Origin of the sequence: Ferrimonas kyonanensis DSM 18153 (assembly GCF_000425405.1) — a bacterium.
GTDB lineage: Bacteria > Pseudomonadota > Gammaproteobacteria > Enterobacterales > Shewanellaceae > Ferrimonas > Ferrimonas kyonanensis.
Genome location: NZ_KE384365.1, coordinates 159,529 through 177,984, shown reverse-complemented (window position 1 = coordinate 177,984; position 18,456 = coordinate 159,529). Strand labels below are relative to the sequence as shown.

The following is an 18,456-nucleotide window of genomic DNA, read 5'->3' as shown; positions in this document are numbered from 1 at the left end:
TGTGGCATCAAGGAGTTTATAAACAATGAAAAAACAGATTTTTTCTCTGCTGGGTATGCTGGCACTGGTTGCGGGTACCGCCTCAGCGGGAGAAGCGGAAGTCAAAGCGGCGCTGGAGCAGAAGCTGGGCATGCCGGCAGAAGCGATTGCCCCGGCCCCCATCGCCGGACTGTATGAAGTGGTGACCCCTCAGGGACTGTTCTACGTCACCGAAGATGGCAGCAAGCTGATTCACGGCCAGGTGTACGATCTGAACAACAAAATGGCCAACCTGACCGAGCAGCGCATGGCCAGCGTCCGTAAGGAGTTGCTGGCGAAGGTGGCCGACACCGCCATCGAATTCAAATCTCCAAAAGAGAAGCACGTGGTGACGGTGTTTACCGATACCACCTGTGGCTATTGCCGTAAGCTGCACAACGAGATGCAGTCCTACCTGGATGCCGGCATTACCATTCGCTACCTGGCTTACCCCCGTGGCGGTGAGCGCAGTGGCGCCTGGAAGGAGATGGAGAAGCTGTGGTGTGCCAAGGACCCGAAAGCGGCCATGGGCGACGCCAAAGCCGGCAACAAGCTGCCGGCCGCCAACTGCGACAAGGCTTCGGCCATTGCCGAACATTACGCCCTGGGCAACACCTTCGGTGTCAACGGCACTCCGGCACTGGTGTTGGAAGACGGCACCCTGGTGCCCGGTTATCTGCCGGCAGAACGCTTGCAGATGCAGCTGAGTACCCGTTAAGCTGAGATACCCAGACCGAAGCGGGCCCAGGCCCGCTTTTTTATTGCCTCCATGCTGAGACTCCGGAACGTAGCGCCCCATGACTAAGATTGTTCGCCGCCCCACTGTCGATGACAGCCACCTGCCCGCCCACCTGCCCGATCTGCTGCGCCAGCTGTATGCCCGTCGTGGAGTGAGTGGCGGTCACGAACTGGAGCGGGAGCTGAAAGGGCTGTTGAATCCGGCCACCCTCAAAGGCACCGAGGCGGCGGCGACGCTGCTGGCGGAGGCCCTGCAGCGCCAGCAGGCGATTCTGGTGGTGGGGGACTTCGATGCCGATGGCGCCACTTCCAGTGCCCTGACGGTGATGGCGATGCGCATGATGGGGGCACAGAAGATCGATTACCTGGTGCCGAACCGGTTTGATTACGGCTATGGCCTCAGCCCGGAGCTGGTGGATCTGGCCGCCGGGATGCAGGCCGAGGTGCTGGTGACCGTGGACAACGGCATCTCCGCCCACGAAGGGGTCGATGCCGCCAAGGCCGCGGGCATGACGGTGATCGTGACCGACCACCACCTGCCGGGGGAGCGACTGCCAGACGCCGATGCCATCGTGAATCCCAGCCAGCCGGGTTGTGAGTTTGCTTCGAAGGCGATGGCCGGCGTGGGGGTGGCGTTCTACCTGATGCTGGCCCTGCGGGGACAGCTGCGACAGCGAGGCTGGTTCGAGCAACAGCAGCTTGCGGTGCCGAACATGGCGACCCTGCTGGATGTGGTGGCCCTGGGCACCGTTGCCGATGTGGTGCCGCTGGACGCCAACAACCGGCTGCTGGTGCAGCAGGGGATTCAACGGATTCGTGCCGGTCGTTGCCGCCCCGGCATCAGCGCTTTGCTGGAGGTGTCCGGTCGCAGTGCCGAGCGGCTGGTGGCCTCGGATCTGGGGTTTTCCGTTGGTCCCCGGCTCAATGCCGCCGGTCGCCTGGATGACATGTCACTGGGAATCGAGTGTCTGTTGGCAGACAACCTGGTGACCGCGCGGCAGCTGGCCAGCCGTCTCGATAGCCTCAATGCCGAGCGGCGTGAGATTGAGGCCGAGATGCAACAGGAGGCGGTGCAGGCGCTGGAGTCGTTGCAACTGCGGGACGACGACCTGCCCTGGGGGGTGGCGCTGTATCAGGCCGACTGGCATCAGGGGGTGATCGGCATCCTGGCGTCGCGCATCAAGGAGCGTTATCACCGGCCGGTGATCGCCTTTGCCGATGCCGGCAAGGGTGAATTAAAAGGTTCGGCTCGCTCCATTCCCGGTTTGCACATGCGCGACCTGCTGGAGCGCATTGATACCCTCAATCCGGGCATGATCCTCAAATTTGGCGGTCACGCCATGGCCGCCGGCCTGAGCCTGAAGGCGCAGAGCTACCCGGCGTTTGCCAAGGCCTACGACCAGGCCGTGCATGAATTGCTGGATGAGTCGCAGTTAACCGGCGAGCTGCTCAGCGACGGCGAACTGGCCGCCGCCAGCCTTAGCCTGGAGACCGCCCGGGTGCTGCGGGAAGCCGGCCCCTGGGGCCAGGCGTTTCCCGAGCCGCTGTTTGACGGTCAGTTCCGGCTGCTGGATCAGCGCCTGGTGGGGCACAAACACCTGAAGATGGTGGTGGAGACTGCCTGTGGCAGTCTGCAGCTGGATGCCATCGCCTTTAATGTCGACCTGAAGCAGTGGCCGAATGCCGCGGTGCAGTGGGTCGAGCTGGCGTACCGGCTCGACGTCAATCACTGGCGCGGCAACGACAGCGTTCAGCTGATGGTGGAGTTTATCGATCCTCGCTGAGTGAGCTGCGCCGTCGCTGGCTCAGCATCAGCATCACAATCAGCAGCAGCGGCCAGATGATCAGCAGTGACACCTGTTGGCCTGCCAGGGTGAAGCCCAGCAGGGCCAGGGTGGCGGTGAACAGCGCCAGGGGCAACTGGGTGCGGACGTGATCCACCGGGGTGCAGCCACTGGCGGTGGCACTGAGCACCGTGGTGTCGGAGATGGGCGAGCAGTGGTCGCCAAACACCGAGCCGGCCATGACTGCACTCAACGCCGCCAGCAGCAGTTCGGGCTGCAACTGGTGGGCGATGTCGGCGCCGATGGGAATCATCAGGGCAAACGTGCCCCAGCTGGAGCCGGTGGCGAAGGCGGTGACCGCACACAGCAGGAACATCCCCGGCAACAACAGCCCGGGGTGCAGGTGAGCGGCAGCCCAGGTTGCCATCACCTTGCCGGTACCCAGGTCGCCAATGGCGCGGCCAATCATCCAGGTAAACATCAATATTGCCAGCGCCACCGCGACGCTACGCAGGCCATGGCCGGCATTGACCAGCAGGGTTGGCCATGACTGCTTGCGCCGACGCAATAACCCCAGTGCCAGGGCGACCGCCAGCAGACAGGCGTTGCGCATGGCGCCGCCGATGTCGGCATTGGCCAGCCATTGCAGCAGGTCACTGCCATCACTGCGCTGGGCGCCGGAGACAACAGCCAGGAGCAGGCTGCCGAAAATCAACACCGCCACCGGCAGTCCCAGTAACCAGGGGGAGCCTTCTGGCGCCGCTTCGACGGAGCTGGTAACCGGTGCCGGCAACGGACCGCGAAAGCCCAGGTTGGTCCAGGCGACAATCAGTGCCAGCATCAGGGTGCCGATGGCATAGAAATTAAAGCTGGCGATGGTCACAAATGCCGCCAGCGGCGGCACCGTCAGGAAGCTGATGCTGGCCAGCAGGGTCATGACGTAGGGGCCCCAGCTGGAAAATGGCAGGATCGAGCACAGCGGCGAGGCGGTGCTGTCCACCAGGTAAGCCAGCTGAGTATTGCGAATGCGGTAGCGTTCACTCAACGGCCGGCTGACGTTGCCGTTGGCCAGGCAGCTGAAGATGCCGTCGATGAACACCAGCCATCCCAGCAGCACCACGGCCAGTCTGGCCTGGCGCCGAGAGCGAATGCGGGGGAACAGCCAGTCGGCAAAGGTGGCCACCGCGCCGCTGCGGGCCAGCAGTTGCGTCAGCACCCCCAGCAGCGCAATGGTGGCGATGACGTCCAGATGCCAGCGTTGCCACTGGCCGTCGGCATACAGCTGGCCGATGAAGTTATGGCCCAGGTACTGCAGCGGTCCACTGAGGCTGCCCCAGTGCAGAATCAGCGCGGCCAGCAGCAGGCCGCTGCCCAGTGCCAGCAGAGTACGGCGCAGCAGCAGTGCCATGGAGATGGTCAGCAGCACCGGCATCAGGCTTAAAAGTTCTTTGGATATCATTGCGTTGTTGGCCGTCCTTTGGAGTGTTGCCATCATGCCCCAAGGGTTAAGGCAATTGCCAGCGCCGGCTGGCTTTTTCACCCATTCACTATGAGCTGTCCCGGTTGCGATTGGGATGGCGGCTGACCGGGATAAAAACTGCTCAATTCCTTTGGCCCGATAGGTGCAGTGGCGCTGACTTTCGGTTAAAATTGCCGGTTTGCATAGTGTCATCAATCTGTAGGACGGAAATGTTCGAAATTAATCCGGTTCAAAACAAGATTAAGGAGTTGTCTGAGCGGACAAATCTCCTTAGGGGGTACCTTTGACTATGACGCCAAGAAAGAGCGTCTAGAAGAGGTCAATGCCGAGCTGGAGCAGCCAGATGTGTGGAACGAACCTGAGCGCGCTCAGGCATTGGGCCGCGAACGGGGTGCTCTGGAAGAGGTGGTGAAAACCATCGATGATCTGGACCAGGGTCTGGAAGATGTGGCTGAGCTACTGGAGCTGGCGGTGGAAGAGGAAGATGAAGACAGCTTCCTGGAGACCCAGTCCGAGCTCGAGGAGCTGGAAGCGCGTCTGGCCAAGCTGGAGTTCCGCCGCATGTTCTCCGGGCCACAGGATGGCAGCGATGCCTACCTGGATCTGCAGGCCGGTTCCGGCGGTACCGAAGCCCAGGACTGGTGCAACATGCTGCTGCGCATGTACCTGCGCTGGGGGGAGGCCAAGGGCTTTAAGACCGAGATTTTCGAACTGTCCGAAGGGGATGTGGCCGGCATTAAGAGTGCCACCATCAAGTTCAGTGGCGAGTACGCCTATGGCTGGCTGCGCACCGAAACCGGCGTGCATCGCCTGGTTCGCAAGTCGCCGTTTGATTCCGGCGGTCGTCGTCATACCTCCTTCTCGTCGGCGTTTGCCTACCCGGAAGTCGACGACAACATCAACATCGACATCAACCCGGCTGAGTTGCGCATCGACGTATACCGGGCATCCGGTGCCGGTGGTCAGCACGTGAACACCACCGAATCGGCGGTGCGGATTACTCACCTGCCGACCAATACCGTGGTGCAGTGCCAGAACGAACGTTCTCAGCACAAAAACAAAGATCAGGCGATGAAGCAGTTGAAAGCCAAGCTCTATGAGCTGGAGCTGCAGAGCCAGAACGCGGAGAAGCAGGCAGCGGAAGACGCCAAGTCCGACATCGGCTGGGGCAGCCAGATTCGCTCCTACGTATTGGATGACTCGCGCATCAAGGATCTGCGCACCGGGGTGGAAAACCGCAATACCCAGCAGGTACTGGATGGCGATCTGGATCGCTTTATCGAAGCCAGCCTGAAATCCGGCCTATAAGATTGAGTAGAGAAAATGACTGAACAGGTTCAAGACGAAAACAAGTTGATTGCCGAACGTCGTGCCAAACTGGCTACGATTCGTGAAAATTGCCCTGCCAATGGCCACCCCAACAGCTGGCGCCCAGAGCACAAGGCTTCCGAGCTGCAGGCTCAGTTTGGTCACAAGACCAAACCCGAGCTGGAAGAGGAAGGCCACATCGTTTCCATCGCCGGTCGCATCATGGCCAAGCGTGGTCCTTTCCTGGCCATTCAGGACGTCAGCGGTCGCATCCAGGGGTACGCCTCCAAAGAGGTGCAGAAAGAGCTGAAGGCCATCGGTGGCCTGGACATTGGTGACATCATCGGCATCAAAGGCCAGCTGCACCTGTCCGGCAAGGGTGACCTGTATGTGGACATGGGTGAGTACCAGCTGCTGACCAAGGCGCTGCGTCCGTTGCCAGAGAAGTTCCACGGCCTGACCGACCAGGAGCAACGCTATCGCCAGCGTTACGTGGATCTGATCGTCAACGAAGAGTCCCGCAACGCCTTCGTGATCCGTTCCAAGCTGGTGGCGGCCATTCGTCGTTTCATGGAGTCCAAGCAGTTCATGGAAGTGGAAACGCCGATGATGCAGCTGATTCCTGGTGGTGCTACCGCCCGGCCATTCATTACTCATCATAATGCCCTGGACCAGGAGATGTTCCTGCGTATCGCGCCGGAGCTGTACCTGAAGCGTCTGGTGGTGGGCGGCTTTGATCGGGTGTTTGAGATTAACCGTAACTTCCGTAACGAAGGCCTGTCTCCTCGTCACAACCCCGAGTTCACCATGATGGAGTTCTACATGGCGTACGCGGATTACAACGATCTGATGGATCTGACCGAGGAGATGCTGCACGCCGTTGCGGTTGAGGTGCTGGGTGCCAGCTCCATGCCGTACGGTGATGAAACCGTCGAGTTCGGTGGTACCTATGCCCGCATGAGCATGCTGGATGCCATCAAGCACTACAACCCGGATCACGCCGACATTCAGGCGCTGACGTACGAGTTGGTACAGGATCGCGACCACATGGCGGCCATTGCCAAGTCGGTCAACGTCGAGGTAGAGACGTTCTGGACCTGTGGTCAGTTGCTGGAGGAGATCTTCGGTGAGACCGCCGAGCCTCAGCTGATTCAGCCCACTTTCATTACCGAGTACCCGGCCGACATCTCGCCGCTGGCCCGTCGCAATGACGATAACCCATTCATTACCGACCGCTTCGAATTCTTCATCGGTGGCCGCGAAGTGGCCAACGGCTTCTCCGAGCTTAACGACGCCGAAGATCAGGATGCTCGCTTCAAGGCTCAGGTGGACGCTAAGGACGCCGGCGATGACGAGGCGATGTACTACGACGCCGACTACATTACCGCACTGGAGCATGGTTTGCCGCCGACAGCCGGCCAGGGCATCGGCATCGACCGTCTGGCGATGCTGTTCACCAACACCCACACCATCCGCGATGTGATTCTGTTCCCGGCGATGCGACCTCAGTCCAACGGCTAAGGATTTCGCACAGCGACAAAAACCGGGCACTCTGCCCGGTTTTTTTATCTATGCTGATGGGTGAATAATTCGGCAGTCACCACCGTCAGTCGCCCTGAGCTCTGCCGATGTTGACAATGTTTCCAAGTTGTTACTGCCTTATCTGCGGCCAAGTCTGGCCCAGGCCGACGATCTCACTGTTAAATCAGCCTAAAGCCAGTTAAAAAACAAGGTGATGGGATTTATGCGCAGTGTGCCTCTGAGTGCACTTGTCATTTTGTGATCTCGATCACCTAGTGAGTTATGCTGGCTGAATCCGGTACGTTGGCGGATGAAACTGGGGTTTTGCCGGTTTTGCGCTGGATGTTTTCTCTGAACTTGCCTTTGTAATTGGATAAATCAACTGTTAACGAGCTGGCAACCGCTGCCATTTCGCTGGTAGGGGGCGTATGATGCGATGCCAACAGTGACGGTACCAGGGAAAGGCACCGTGACAACGAGCAGGACGCCGGCGGCAGTATCGGAAATCATCATGCAATCACACTCGCTCTCCAAACGCATCTTTACCGGCCTGTTCAGTGGCCTGGTTCTCGGCGCCCTGATTCAGTTCGTGCTTAGTGACGTCGACTTTTTCCAGCAGACCCTGGTGGGGCTGGCCAGCATGGGGGGGCAACTGTTCGTAAACCTCATCATGCTGCTGGTGGTGCCGCTGGTCTTTTTCTCCATCGTCAGTGGCGTGTGTGAATTGCCGGATATCAAGGCCTTTGGCCGTCTCGGCAGCAAGACCTTTGGCCTTTACATCCTCAATACTCTGGTGGCCATCAGCGCTGCGGTGGCAATTGCGCTGCTGTTCGAACCGGGCGCCGGGGCCAACCTGGTGGCCATGGGCACTGCCGAGATCAAGGCCACCGAGTTGCCAAACATCACCGATCTGATTCTCAACATCGTCCCTCGCAACCCCATCGACGCGTTTGCTTCCGGCAACATGCTGCAGGTGATCTTTATGGCACTGCTGCTGGGGGCTGGCATCAAGAAGCTGGGTCAGGAGGTAGAGGGGGTGGCCCGAGCGTTCGCCACCGGCAATAAGATCATGATGACCCTGATCACCATGGTGATGAGCCTGGCCCCTTATGGGGTGTTCTGCCTGATGCTGAAGCTTGGCGCGACCCTGGAGGCGGAGACCTTCCTGTCGGTGATGGGCTACCTGGGGCTGATTCTGTCGTTGCTGTTGTTCTGGCTGTTTGTGGTGTACCCGACCGTGGTGGGGATGACCACCGACATGAGTGCCTCGGAGTTCCGTCGTAAGACCCAGGAGCAGGTGCTGTTTTCCTTTTCTACCGCCAGCTCCAACGCCACCATTCCGGTGACCATGCGTACCCTGATCGATAAGATCGGCGTCAGCCGGGCCACCGCTGGCTTTGGTGTGCCCCTGGGGGCGACCATGAACATGAGCGGCGTGTCCATTTACATCACCATCGCGGCCTTTTTCCTGGGCAACGCCTATGGCGCTCCCATCACCATGGAGCAGTTACCGTCGCTGGTGACCGCCTGTTTCTTGCTGTCTGTGGGCGCCGGCGGCGTTCCCGGTGGTGGCATGGTGATGATTGGGGTGTTGATCCACCAGATGGGTCTGCCGGTGGAAGCCTTTGCCCTGGTGGCGGCGCTGGATCGGGTCATCGACATGGTGCTGACCTCCACCAATGTGGTGGGCGATACCGCCGTGGTGACCATAGTCGATAAGACTGAACCGGCGACGGAGGCCGAGGTTCAGCCACAAGCCAGCCCTCAACATTCGGCCTGATTTTGGTTCGAGCCCGATTAAAGACCCCGCCAGTGCGGGGTTTTTCTTTATGGGGAGTCTGTTATGCTGGTCAATAATGCGGCGCAATCAGGGGCAATGGAATGAGCGTTTGGGTTAATGGAACCGTAGTAGAGCGTATTGATTGGAATGACAAACTGTTCACTCTCAAGGTGGAGGCGGACACCGATCCCTTCGTTGCCGGCCAGTTTACCAAGCTGGGGCTGGAGCAAGAGGGGGAGCGGGTGCAGCGAGCCTACTCCTACGTCAATGCCCCATCCCAGCAGCAGCTGGAGTTTCTGGCGGTGGCGGTGGAAGAGGGCAGTTTGTCGCCGCGACTGCAGGATTTGCACCCGGGTGACCAGCTGATGGTGGCCAAGCGAGCCACCGGCTTCATGGTGCTGGATGAAGTGCCGGCGGGCCGCGACATGTGGATGCTGGCCACCGGCACCGCGGTAGGCCCGTTTCTGTCGATGCTGAGGTGCGACGATACCTGGGAGCAGTTTGAGACGTTTAACCTAGTGTACGCGGTGCGCGAACTCAGAGACATGGCCTACCTGGAGGAGATTCGGGCACTGCAAGCCGCCCGCCCGGAGCAGTTTCGGTTTGTGCCTGTGGTCAGCCGCGAGAGCATCGATGGCATGCTGCAGGGACGGATTCCGGAGTTGATCACCCAGGGTAAGATTCAGGACTACGCCGATACCCCTATCACCCCGTCTCGAAGCCAAGTCATGATTTGCGGCAACCCGGACATGATTCGCGATACCGTGGCGGTACTGGAAGGGATGAAGCTGCGGAAGAACCTGCGCCGGACCCCGGGGCAGATCACCATGGAAAAATACTGGTAACGGCCGCTGCGCCTTAAGTGGTGGCCGGAGGTGAGTGTGATGATGCTGTATTACTCCGATGCCTCCCCCTTTGCCCGCCTGGCACGAGTGGTGGCGCGGGAGCTGGCGATGGAAGGCGTTAACGAGATCCGCTGGAGCCCGTTTGACGACGAAACTCGCCTGCACAACCCATTGGGAAAGATCCCTTTCCTGATCATTCGTGATCGTCAGGTGCTGTTTGACAGCGACGTTATCTGTCGCTACTTCGACTCCGAGTGGGGCAATCAGACCCTGTTCCTGCCATTGGCCCATCACTGGGGCCGCCAGTCAATGAATGCACTGTTGCAGGGGCTGCTGGAGACGGCGGTGGCACTGCGGATTGAGCACAGCCGCGAAGATGAAGGCAGTGCGTCGCCATTCTGGAATCAGCGCCACCGGGATACCCTTCATCAGGGGCTCACGGTCCTGGCGTCACAGCTGTCGTTGTTGCCGGAAGAGTGGTCGATTCTGGACATTAAGTTGGTGTGCCTGCTGGAGTACCTGGATTTTCGTCATCCCGGCCTGGGCTGGCGCAAACACCACCCTCGACTCAAGACCTGGCTGGAGTCGGTAAAGGATCGACCCAGCCTGATCGCCACCCGGCCGCATTAGCGGCAAGGATCAAAAAAGCGGCCCGAAGGCCGCCCGAATGAGACTGGAGTATCACTCAGTTCTGGTAGTTATTGCCGACGTCCGGTTCCCGGTTGCTGGCCTGCGGCACGTGACACTGGGTGCAGTTGTAGAAGCGGTTGTCCAGGTTGCCGTCGCCCAGGTAGTGACTGGGGTCGATGGCGGTGGTCTTCATCCGCTCGGCCTTTGCCGGCGCGTGGCAGCTGACGCAGCCGTTGCGCTTCAGGTTGATGGGGTAGCTGGCCTTGTGCGGTATCAGCGGTGGCTGATGCGCCATGGTCCGCTCGATGGACTTGCCCTTTTTCGGATACTGGGCCGCCGCCTCCGGCGCACCCTGTTCGGCCACCGGGGTGGCGCCGCGCAGGGAGTGAGTGACGGCGTCGTCCGCGGCTCTGGTCGCGAAGGCCAGGGTCAGTGTGCTCACCAGGGTGGTGATGATAATGGCTGTTTTCATTGTGCTTCCCCTTACGCCTTAACCACTTTAACCGGACATTTCTTGAAATCGGTCTCTTTCGAGAGCGGGTCGGTGGCGTCCAGCAGCAGTTTATTGACCAACTGACGGGCGTCGAAGAACGGCATAAACACCAGTCCCTGAGGCGGCTTATTGCGGCCCTTGGTTTCGACCCGGGTGCGCACTTCGCCCCGTGGGCTGGAAACCACCACTTCGTCGCCCTGTTTCACGCCCCGTTGCTTGGCATCCTGAGGGTGCATGTAGATCTTGGCGTGAGGATAGGCCTTATCCAGCTCGGCCACCCGCTTGGTCATGGTGCCGGTGTGCCAGTGTTCCAGTACTCGCCCGGTGGACAGCCACAGGTCGTACTCTTGGTTCGGCTCCTCCACCGGTGGCTCGTACGGCGAGGCGATGATCAGCGCCTTGCCGTCCGGCTTACCGTAGAAGTCGAAGTCGGAGCCCTTCTTGGCGTACGGGTCCATGCCCTCTTTAAAGCGCCATTTGGTTTCCTGGCCATCGATCACCGGCCAGCGTTTACCGCGAACCTGATGATAGACGTCGAACTGATCCAGATCGTGCTTGTGGCCACGGCCAAAGTCGGCGTACTCCTCAAACAGGCCTTTCTGCACGTAGTAGCCGAAGTCGTCGGATTCATCGTTGTAGCGGCCTTTGCACTCGGAGCGCGGGTATTTGTCGACCACGCCGTTGGCGAACAGCACCTGGTACAGGGTTTTGCCGCGGTATTCCGGTTTTTGCATCAGCAGTTCATCGCCCCAGACCTCTTCCACCTTGAAGCGCTTGGAGAACTCCATGATCTGCCACAGATCCGATTTGGCACCGGGCTGGGGTTTAACCATCTGGTGCCAGAACTGGGTCCGGCGCTCGGCGTTACCGGTGGCGCCCTCTTTCTCCACCCACATGGCGGTGGGCAGCACCAGATCCGCCACCATGGCAGTGACCGTTGGGTAGGGGTCGGATACGATGATGAAGTTGTCCGGGTTAAGGTAGCCTGGCAGGGCTTCCTCGTTGGTGTTGGGGCCCGCCTGCATGTTGTTGGTGCACAGGGTCCAGTAGACGTTCATCTTGCTGTCTTTGAGCATGCGGTTGTGCAGGACGGCGTGGTAGCCCGGCTTGGCCGGGATGGTGCCAGCTGGCAGTTGCCACTTGCTTTCGGCGATGGCGCGGTGCTTGTCGTTCATCACCACCATGTCGGCGGGCAGACGATGGGCGAAGGTGCCCACTTCCCGGGCGGTGCCACAGGCGGATGGCTGGCCAGTGAGGGAGAACGGGCTGTTGCCGGGCTCGGAGATCTTGCCGGTCAGCAGGTGCAGGTTGTAGATGGAGTTGTTGGCCCAGACGCCGCGTACGTGCTGGTTGATGCCCATGCACCACAGGCTCATCACCTTGGTGTTTGGATCGGCGTAGACCTTGGCCAGTTGCTCCAGATTCTCCTTGGGCACGCCGGACATTTGATGGGCGTACTCCAGGGTGTAGCTGGAGACGTATTTGGCGTAGTCGTCAAAGCTGATCCCCTTCATCTTGCCGTTGCCGGGGTTCTTGGCTTTTTTCTCCAGCGGGTGCTCAGGCCGCAGGCCATAGCCGATGTCCGGAGTGGCTTCGGCAAACTTGGTGTGCTTGTTGACGAAGTCGGTATTCACCGCTTTGTTTTGAATGATGTAGTTGGCAATGTAGTTGAGGATCACCAAGTCTGATTGCGGCTTCATCACCATTTTGTTGTCCGCCAGTTCGAAACAGCGGTTTTCATAGGTCGACAGCACGTGCACGCTGGTGCCTGGATTGGACAGGCGACGGTCAGACATGCGTGACCACAAAATGGGGTGCATTTCGGCGGCGTTGGAGCCCCACAGGATGAAGGCATCGGCGTGTTCGATGTCGTCGTAGCAGCCCATGGGCTCGTCGATACCAAAGGCGCGCAGGAAGCCGACGACCGCAGAGGCCATACAGTGGCGGGCATTGGGGTCGATGTTGTTGGAGCGGAAGCCGGCCTTCATCAGTTTGGCGGCGGCGTAGCCTTCCCAGACAGTCCACTGACCGGATCCGAACATGCCCACCGAGGTTGGGCCTTTGGCCTTCAGGGCGGTTTTCCATTTATCGGCCATCACATCAAATGCCTGATCCCAGTTGATGGGCGTCAGTTCACCGGATTTGTCGAACTTGCCATTTTTCATGCGCAGCAGCGGTTGGCTCAGACGATCCTCTCCGTACATGATCTTGGGCAGGAAGTAGCCCTTGATGCAGGTCAGGCCCTTGTTGACCGGGCTTTCCTGATCGCCCTGAGAGGCCACGACGCGGCCATTCTTGGTGCCCACCATGACCGAGCAGCCGACGCCACAGAAGCGACACGCGGCTTTCTCCCACTTGATCTCCTGGTTGGCTTCGGTAGCGGCTTCGACCACCTTGACCGGCAGGGTGGCGCCGACGGCGGTGGCGGCGGCAACGGCGGCGTTGGCCTTTAGAAATTTACGACGGCTGATGCTCATGCAGTGTCCTCGTCTTCGAACTGTTCGACTTGGTGATAGGCCAGGGCTGATGAGATGACGCCCTGAAGTTGATTGATGGTCTCGATGCCGTTGAGCACCGCCTGGCGGCTGTCGCCCTCCAGGGTGACGACCAGCTTGTGGTCGTCGGTGGTCGCCACCAGATCGGCGCCGGCCACCTCAGCAATCTGCTGCTGCAGTTGCTGTTGATGGGTAGGGTTGGCGTGAACCGCCAGACTGACTACGTGGTATTCCTGACTCATGGCTCGTTCCAAAAGCGGGTTTAAAATCAGTATGGTTTTGCGACCGTCACAGCCAAATACCCCCTTAGTAATAACGGGCAAAATGGCCGATCTCGGTCACTGTATCCGGCCTATTTTGTAAATGACTTGAATTGGTTTTGATCGGCTTGATACTGAAAACCAATGGTTTTTAACCTAGACTCAATCTGTTGCCGGGACAGTCCCAGGTCGTCTTCCAGGGCGGCCAGGTCGTCGCAGTCGTGCCGCAGCCGTTCATTGACGATGCCCAGCAAGATGTTGGCATCCAGTCGTTCCGGGTGGTCAATTTCCATGGGACCTCCGCTGGTTTATGGCCCGGTTGGACTTAACTATAGACCAAGTTTCTGAGGATGATTCAGCGCTGGGGATGATCGGGAAATGATCAGCAGAATCAGAAATCTATTTTGCAAAATCAGCTCTTTAAAACCCAAGAGCGTCAGGGCACTATGACTTAGGGAAGCGCAAAGGAATGAGAAGCCGATGAGAACACTAGCCTGGTTGTTGCCACTGCTGAGCCTGTCCCTGCCCTGTTGGGCTCAGGACTACGGGCCTCTGGTTGTGAAGGCCCAGTCGCCACTGCAAGCGCAGAACTACACGCCGATGCTGCGCAGCGGCGAGGTGCTGGAGACCGGCACGGTGGAGTGGCTGGTGAACGGCACTATCGCCAGTGTCTGGGCCGAAACCCCGGACTACGTCATGGATTACTATCATAACGAAGTCAATGTTGGGGTGCGGTTTGCGCCCATCGAACGGTGGGAGTTTGAACTCAACTACCAGTATCGTTTCGCCGCCAACAATGGCCTCGACAGCGTTACCGAGAAGTTTCATGACTTTTTTGGCCTCGGGCAAAATGGCCGCGATGACGTGCCGAAACACCGTTTCTACATCGAAGCGCCCGGTGTATTGCTGGAGGATTTTAAGGGAGAGACCCTCAACAATGCGATAAGTGGCTACGCCGGCTATCAACTTTACCGTGATGGCCCTCAGGCGCTGTCGGCGGGGATCGGTCTATTCTATAACTACGTGGCGTCGGGACCGTTTGAGGTGAGCTCGTTTGAGCAGGTGCTGCAGCTGAATTATCGTTACGATGCCGGCGGCAACCATGGGTTTTATGCCACCGTGGGCACCGCCCACAGCAGCAACGCCGAAACCTCTGGCGGACTGGAGCTCAGTGACTGGGCCTGGATGCTGGCGGGCAGTTACCAGTATCGGTTCAACCCCAGACACAGCCTGCTGCTGGAGTACCACGCCTACAGCGGTGAAACCAAAGAGGTGGATGCACTGGACGAAATCTCCCATGAATTTCTGTTGGGGTATCGTTACCACCTGACTAGTGGCGCCATCGAATTCACCATGATTGAGAACGTGTTCAATATGGACAACAGCACCGACATCGCCTTTTCTCTGGGCTACCGCCATCGGCTCTGAAACCCTTGGTGTGTCTTAGAAACCACAACGCCGGCAATCGCCGGCGTTGTGCTGTGTTGGGGCTGGAGCTCAGCTGTCGCCAAACAGCGGGTAGGGGCGAGGTTGCAGTGTCAGTTCGACCTCCCCTAAACGCAGACGCGTGTCCGCCTCAATCTCTTTGGCCAATATGGTGGTCAGCCACAGCTGGCCGTCCACCAGTGCCTGGTTCAATACCACGCCGGCCCGGCGCCAGTTGTCACCGATGGCCATCTGCAGTTCGCTGTCATCAGGCAGCGCCTGCGCCGGCCCCATGGCGACGTACATGGCGCGCTTATTGCCACCGCGGAAATGCATGCGCGCGATGGTTTCCTGGCCGATGTAGCAGCCCTTGTCGTATTGAATGCCGCCGACGGCGTCCAGGTTAAGCATCTGCGGCACCAGTTCGCCGCTGTGCTCCTGGGTCAGCATTGGCCAGGCCTGGGCCACTTCGTGGCGTTGCCAATGAGACAGGTCAGCGGCATCCAGGTTGGCCAGGGCATCGGGCAATGCACCGACAATCAGGGCGCTGTGGCTGTCTCTGAGCAGCTGAGTGTCGCCAAGACGGCGCAGAGTGTCATTGCCCGGGAACAGAGCATCGGCCTGGGCCAGGGCATCGTTACCCAGCAGCCCGTGCAGTGGCAACTGGTCGCTGATGTCGCTCAGTTCCACCTTATTGAACACGGCGTACTTCTGCATCTGCGGCAGATCCACCGTAATCAGGTCCCGCGGCATGATCAGCAGTACCTCGGCATCCCGTTTGAAGATGCGAAAGCTGGCCAGCAGCTTGCCTTTGGGATCGCAGTGGCCGCCCCAGCTCCAGTGGGTGGGCTCCAGCTGGTTCATGTTGCAGGTCAGCTGACCCTGAAGGAATGCGGTGGTGTCATCACCAGTCAAACGGACAATACCCAGGTGGGTAAGGGGAATAAGCTGCGCCATGGCGAGTCCTACAATAGGGATACGGTTATGGCGGTTAAGTTTAAGTGATGGCGGGCGGGAAAAAAACCACGCTAAGTCCCCATTTTGCAAAGGGACTTAGCGTGGGGATGGTGTTAGTGGAGAATGCGGGCGCGAATGGTACCGTCGATGGCGTCCAGTTGTTCTAAGGCATCGTCGGCATGCTGGGTCGCCACGTCCATGACCACGTAGCCCAGATCGCCTTTGGTTTGCAGGAACTGCGCCAGAATGTTGATCTCCTTGGCGGCAAATGCCTGGTTGATCTGATTCAGGATGCCGGGCACGTTACGGTGGATGTGCAGCAGGCGGCTGGCGCCGGTGTGCTCGGGCAGAGACACTTCCGGGAAGTTGACCGCCGACAGGGTCGAGCCGTTGTCGGAGTATTTGGCCATCTTGGCCGCCACTTCGATGCCGATGTTTTCCTGGGCTTCCTGGGTGGAGCCGCCCACATGGGGAGTCAGGATGACGTTGTCGAACTCTCGCAGTGGCGTCAGCAGCTCTTCATCATTGGACTTGGGCTCCACCGGGAACACGTCGATGGCGGCGCCACGAATGCGCTTGCTGGACAGGGCGGCGCACAAGGCCGGAATGTCGACTACGGTGCCCCGTGAGGCGTTGATCAGGATGCTGCCCTGGCGCATGTGTGCCAGGGTGTCGGCGTTGATCATATCCTTGGTGGAACGGGTTTCAGGTACGTGCAGGCTGACGATGTCGGCCTGGCTCAGCAACTGCGGCAGCGACGGCATCTGCCGGGCGTTGCCCAGCGGCAGCTTGTTTTCGATGTCGTAGAACATCACCTGCATGCCGAGGCTCTCCGCCAGCACCCCCAATTGGGTACCGATATGGCCGTAGCCGACGATGCCGAGGATTTTGCCCCGGGCTTCAAAGCTGCCGCTGGCGCTCTTAAGCCAGCCGCCTCGGTGGGCGAGGGCGTTCTTTTCAGGAATGCCCCGCAGCAGCAACAGGATCTCACCCAGCACCAACTCGGCAACCGAGCGGGTGTTGGAGAAGGGGGCGTTGAACACCGGGATGCCGCGACGGGCAGCGGCTTCCAGGTTGACCTGGTTGGTACCGATACAGAAACAGCCAATGGCCACCAGTTTCGACGCGCCGTTGATGACCTTTTCCGTTAGCTGAGTTCTCGATCGAATGCCGATAAAGTGCACATCCTGGGTGCGCTCAATCAGCTCCTCTTCGCTCAGCGAGGTTTTCAGGACATCGACGTTATCGTAACCGGCCAGCTTAAAGCTCTCGATGGCTCGGGGATGAACGCCTTCCAGCAGTAGAATTTTGATTTTACTTTTGTCGAGGGAGTAGTGGTTCATGGTTCTGCTTCCATACAGCGAAAGTCACGATGGCTTGGAGTCCGCGGGCGTGCTGCTGTGAATAGTTATGCCAAAAATGCGGATTCCACTACCTTACCCTAAATCCTTTTTCTATGAACAGCGTATTTGCTGGTTATACTAAGGTTCAATTATTTTATTGCATAAATAGATAGTGTTAATGACTGCTACCCTGTCCCGAATTGTCTGGGCCGCGATATTTTCCGCGGTACTCATCTGGTCTGCCATCGAACCGAAAGACACCTTTACCTGGTTCCTTGAGGTGCTGCCAGCCTTGATCGGTGCCGCCATCCTGCTGGCGACGCTCAAGCGCTTCCCCTTAACACCGCTGGCGTACCAACTGGTGTTGGTGCATTGCATCATTCTGATGGTCGGCGGCCACTACACCTACGCCGAGGTGCCGCTGTTCGACACCATCAGCGACTGGTTCGGCTGGCAGCGCAACAACTACGATAAGGTCGGCCACCTGGCACAGGGCTTTATCCCTGCGATGTTGGCTCGGGAAATATTTGTTCGTAATCAAGTGGTTAAGATGGGAGGCTGGTTGTTCTTCCAGTGTGTCTGTTTTGCCCTGGCGCTGTCGGCTTTCTATGAGCTGATCGAGTGGTGGGTGGCTGTGGGGACCGGTGAATCGGCGGAGGCCTTCCTCGGGACTCAGGGCTATCAGTGGGACACCCAGTCCGACATGATGTGGGCCATGTGTGGGGCGATTCTGGCGCAGTTACTGCTGGCCGGGCGCCACGATGCCCAGATGGCGGCCCTGAAGTCCTAGTGGCTTAGATCTGGTGTCCTGGCTTGGCCAGGGCATTCCAGAATATCGCCATGGCCGCCTGCTGGTGAGCGGGATCCTCTCTGAGCTGAGGGTGATCGATGAAGTAGGCGGCACTGGTCATAAACAGGGTATGGCACACCTCCATCATCAGGTCGTCGGGATAGTCGGCGGTCACGCCCTCCCTCCTGCCCATCTGCAGCAACTCCAACACAAAGCCCAGGGTCTCGAACTTGGCGGTTTTGCGGGCCTCGGCTGTCAAAAACGGCGACTGGTAATAGGCCAGCAAAAAGCGAATCTTATCCGGGTGCGTCAGTGCCCAGTTCATGGCGCCCTGCCAGATGGCCGAGGCCATCTCCAGGGTTCGAGCCTCGGCGTTCAGTGGCGGCAGAGTATCGGCCATCTGCTGCTTGATCTGCAGGTACAGGGCCGAGATCAGCTCCTGTTTGTTGGCAAAGTGGTGAAACAGGGTGCCGGTGGCGACTCCGGCGGCCTTGGCAATCTTGGCCGTGGCCGCGCCCTCCAACCCCTGTTGCACAAACAACACCAATGCGGCATCCAGAATTTGTTGACGTTTCGACGCGCTCACCCC

The 18,456-nt window shown here is 59.3% G+C and carries 17 protein-coding genes; 9 read left to right on the top strand and 8 right to left on the bottom strand.

What is annotated here, in order from left to right:
* The first annotated feature begins 25 nt into the window (after nt 1-25).
* Together dsbC and recJ are read left to right on the top strand one after the other, a co-directional pair.
* Nucleotides 26-736 (top strand): bifunctional protein-disulfide isomerase/oxidoreductase DsbC, encoded by a 711-nt coding sequence (gene dsbC, locus H598_RS0118215; protein ID WP_028114284.1) that lies wholly within the window; start codon nt 26-28, stop codon nt 734-736.
* 79 nt (nt 737-815) lie between these two features.
* The gene (recJ, locus tag H598_RS0118210; RefSeq protein WP_028114283.1) at nt 816-2,540 is read left to right on the top strand and encodes a single-stranded-DNA-specific exonuclease RecJ; all 1,725 of its coding nucleotides are present in this window, start codon (nt 816-818) and stop codon (nt 2,538-2,540) included.
* On the opposite strand, the gene H598_RS0118205 is transcribed toward recJ, so the two are convergent.
* Complete coding sequence (locus H598_RS0118205; protein ID WP_028114282.1) at nt 2,524-3,999, bottom strand: Na+/H+ antiporter NhaC family protein; 1,476 nt, start codon at nt 3,997-3,999, stop codon at nt 2,524-2,526. The genes recJ and H598_RS0118205 overlap by 17 nt on opposite strands.
* Nucleotides 4,000-4,229: 230 nt before the next feature.
* Between H598_RS0118205 and prfB the strand changes: the two genes are divergently transcribed.
* The 5 genes from prfB (at nt 4,230) to H598_RS0118180 (ending at nt 10,104) form a co-directional block, all read left to right on the top strand.
* A protein-coding gene (prfB, locus tag H598_RS0118200) for a peptide chain release factor 2 (RefSeq protein ID WP_143026609.1) occupies nt 4,230-5,328 on the top strand; the annotation gives its coding sequence in 2 pieces (ribosomal slippage) (nt 4,230-4,304 and nt 4,306-5,328; 1,098 coding nt in all).
* A gap of 15 nt (nt 5,329-5,343) precedes the next feature.
* Nucleotides 5,344-6,849, top strand: coding sequence for a lysine--tRNA ligase (lysS, locus tag H598_RS0118195; protein WP_028114280.1), 1,506 nt, complete (start codon nt 5,344-5,346; stop codon nt 6,847-6,849).
* A gap of 511 nt (nt 6,850-7,360) precedes the next feature.
* Nucleotides 7,361-8,629, top strand: a complete 1,269-nt coding sequence (locus tag H598_RS0118190; protein ID WP_028114279.1) for a dicarboxylate/amino acid:cation symporter — start codon at nt 7,361-7,363, stop codon at nt 8,627-8,629.
* 101 nt (nt 8,630-8,730) lie between these two features.
* Nucleotides 8,731-9,474, top strand: coding sequence for a ferredoxin--NADP reductase (locus tag H598_RS0118185; protein WP_028114278.1), 744 nt, complete (start codon nt 8,731-8,733; stop codon nt 9,472-9,474).
* Nucleotides 9,475-9,513: 39 nt separating this feature from the next.
* On the top strand, nt 9,514-10,104 hold the full coding sequence (locus tag H598_RS0118180) for a glutathione S-transferase family protein (RefSeq protein ID WP_028114277.1): 591 nt from the start codon (nt 9,514-9,516) through the stop codon (nt 10,102-10,104).
* A 55-nt stretch (nt 10,105-10,159) separates the two neighbouring features.
* Here the strand turns inward: H598_RS0118180 and H598_RS0118175 are convergent, their stop codons facing one another.
* From H598_RS0118175 to H598_RS0118160, 4 genes are all read right to left on the bottom strand, one after another.
* The gene (locus tag H598_RS0118175) at nt 10,160-10,576 is read right to left on the bottom strand and encodes a nitrate reductase cytochrome c-type subunit (RefSeq protein ID WP_028114276.1); all 417 of its coding nucleotides are present in this window, start codon (nt 10,574-10,576) and stop codon (nt 10,160-10,162) included.
* An 11-nt stretch (nt 10,577-10,587) separates the two neighbouring features.
* Entirely contained in the window at nt 10,588-13,074 is a 2,487-nt protein-coding gene (gene napA / locus H598_RS0118170; protein WP_028114275.1) for a nitrate reductase catalytic subunit NapA, read from the bottom strand.
* Nucleotides 13,071-13,334 carry a chaperone NapD gene (locus H598_RS0118165; RefSeq protein ID WP_028114274.1) on the bottom strand — a complete coding sequence of 88 codons (264 nt, stop codon included), beginning with the start codon at nt 13,332-13,334 and terminating at the stop codon, nt 13,071-13,073. Before H598_RS0118165 ends, napA begins: the two co-directional genes overlap by 4 nt.
* Before the next feature lie 110 nt (nt 13,335-13,444).
* A complete protein-coding gene (locus H598_RS0118160; RefSeq protein ID WP_028114273.1) occupies nt 13,445-13,645 on the bottom strand; it encodes a DUF4250 domain-containing protein in 201 nt (66 codons plus the stop codon).
* A gap of 187 nt (nt 13,646-13,832) precedes the next feature.
* Here H598_RS0118160 and H598_RS0118155 point away from each other — a divergent pair, with 187 nt between their 5' ends.
* Nucleotides 13,833-14,780: a DUF3187 family protein gene (locus H598_RS0118155; RefSeq protein WP_028114272.1), complete on the top strand. Its 948-nt coding sequence runs from the start codon at nt 13,833-13,835 to the stop codon at nt 14,778-14,780.
* Nucleotides 14,781-14,849: 69 nt separating this feature from the next.
* On the opposite strand, the gene ygfZ is transcribed toward H598_RS0118155, so the two are convergent.
* Both ygfZ and serA read right to left on the bottom strand, forming a co-directional pair.
* Nucleotides 14,850-15,734 (bottom strand): CAF17-like 4Fe-4S cluster assembly/insertion protein YgfZ, encoded by an 885-nt coding sequence (gene ygfZ, locus H598_RS24905; protein ID WP_035416206.1) that lies wholly within the window; start codon nt 15,732-15,734, stop codon nt 14,850-14,852.
* Between the two features lie 113 nt (nt 15,735-15,847).
* Nucleotides 15,848-17,077, bottom strand: a complete 1,230-nt coding sequence (gene serA, locus H598_RS0118145; RefSeq protein ID WP_028114271.1) for a phosphoglycerate dehydrogenase — start codon at nt 17,075-17,077, stop codon at nt 15,848-15,850.
* A gap of 178 nt (nt 17,078-17,255) precedes the next feature.
* Between serA and H598_RS0118140 the strand changes: the two genes are divergently transcribed.
* Nucleotides 17,256-17,867 carry a DUF2238 domain-containing protein gene (locus H598_RS0118140; protein WP_035416203.1) on the top strand — a complete coding sequence of 204 codons (612 nt, stop codon included), beginning with the start codon at nt 17,256-17,258 and terminating at the stop codon, nt 17,865-17,867.
* 4 nt (nt 17,868-17,871) lie between these two features.
* Here the strand turns inward: H598_RS0118140 and H598_RS0118135 are convergent, their stop codons facing one another.
* Nucleotides 17,872-18,453, bottom strand: coding sequence for a TetR/AcrR family transcriptional regulator (locus H598_RS0118135; protein WP_028114269.1), 582 nt, complete (start codon nt 18,451-18,453; stop codon nt 17,872-17,874).
* Between the last annotated feature and the right edge of the window lie 3 nt (nt 18,454-18,456).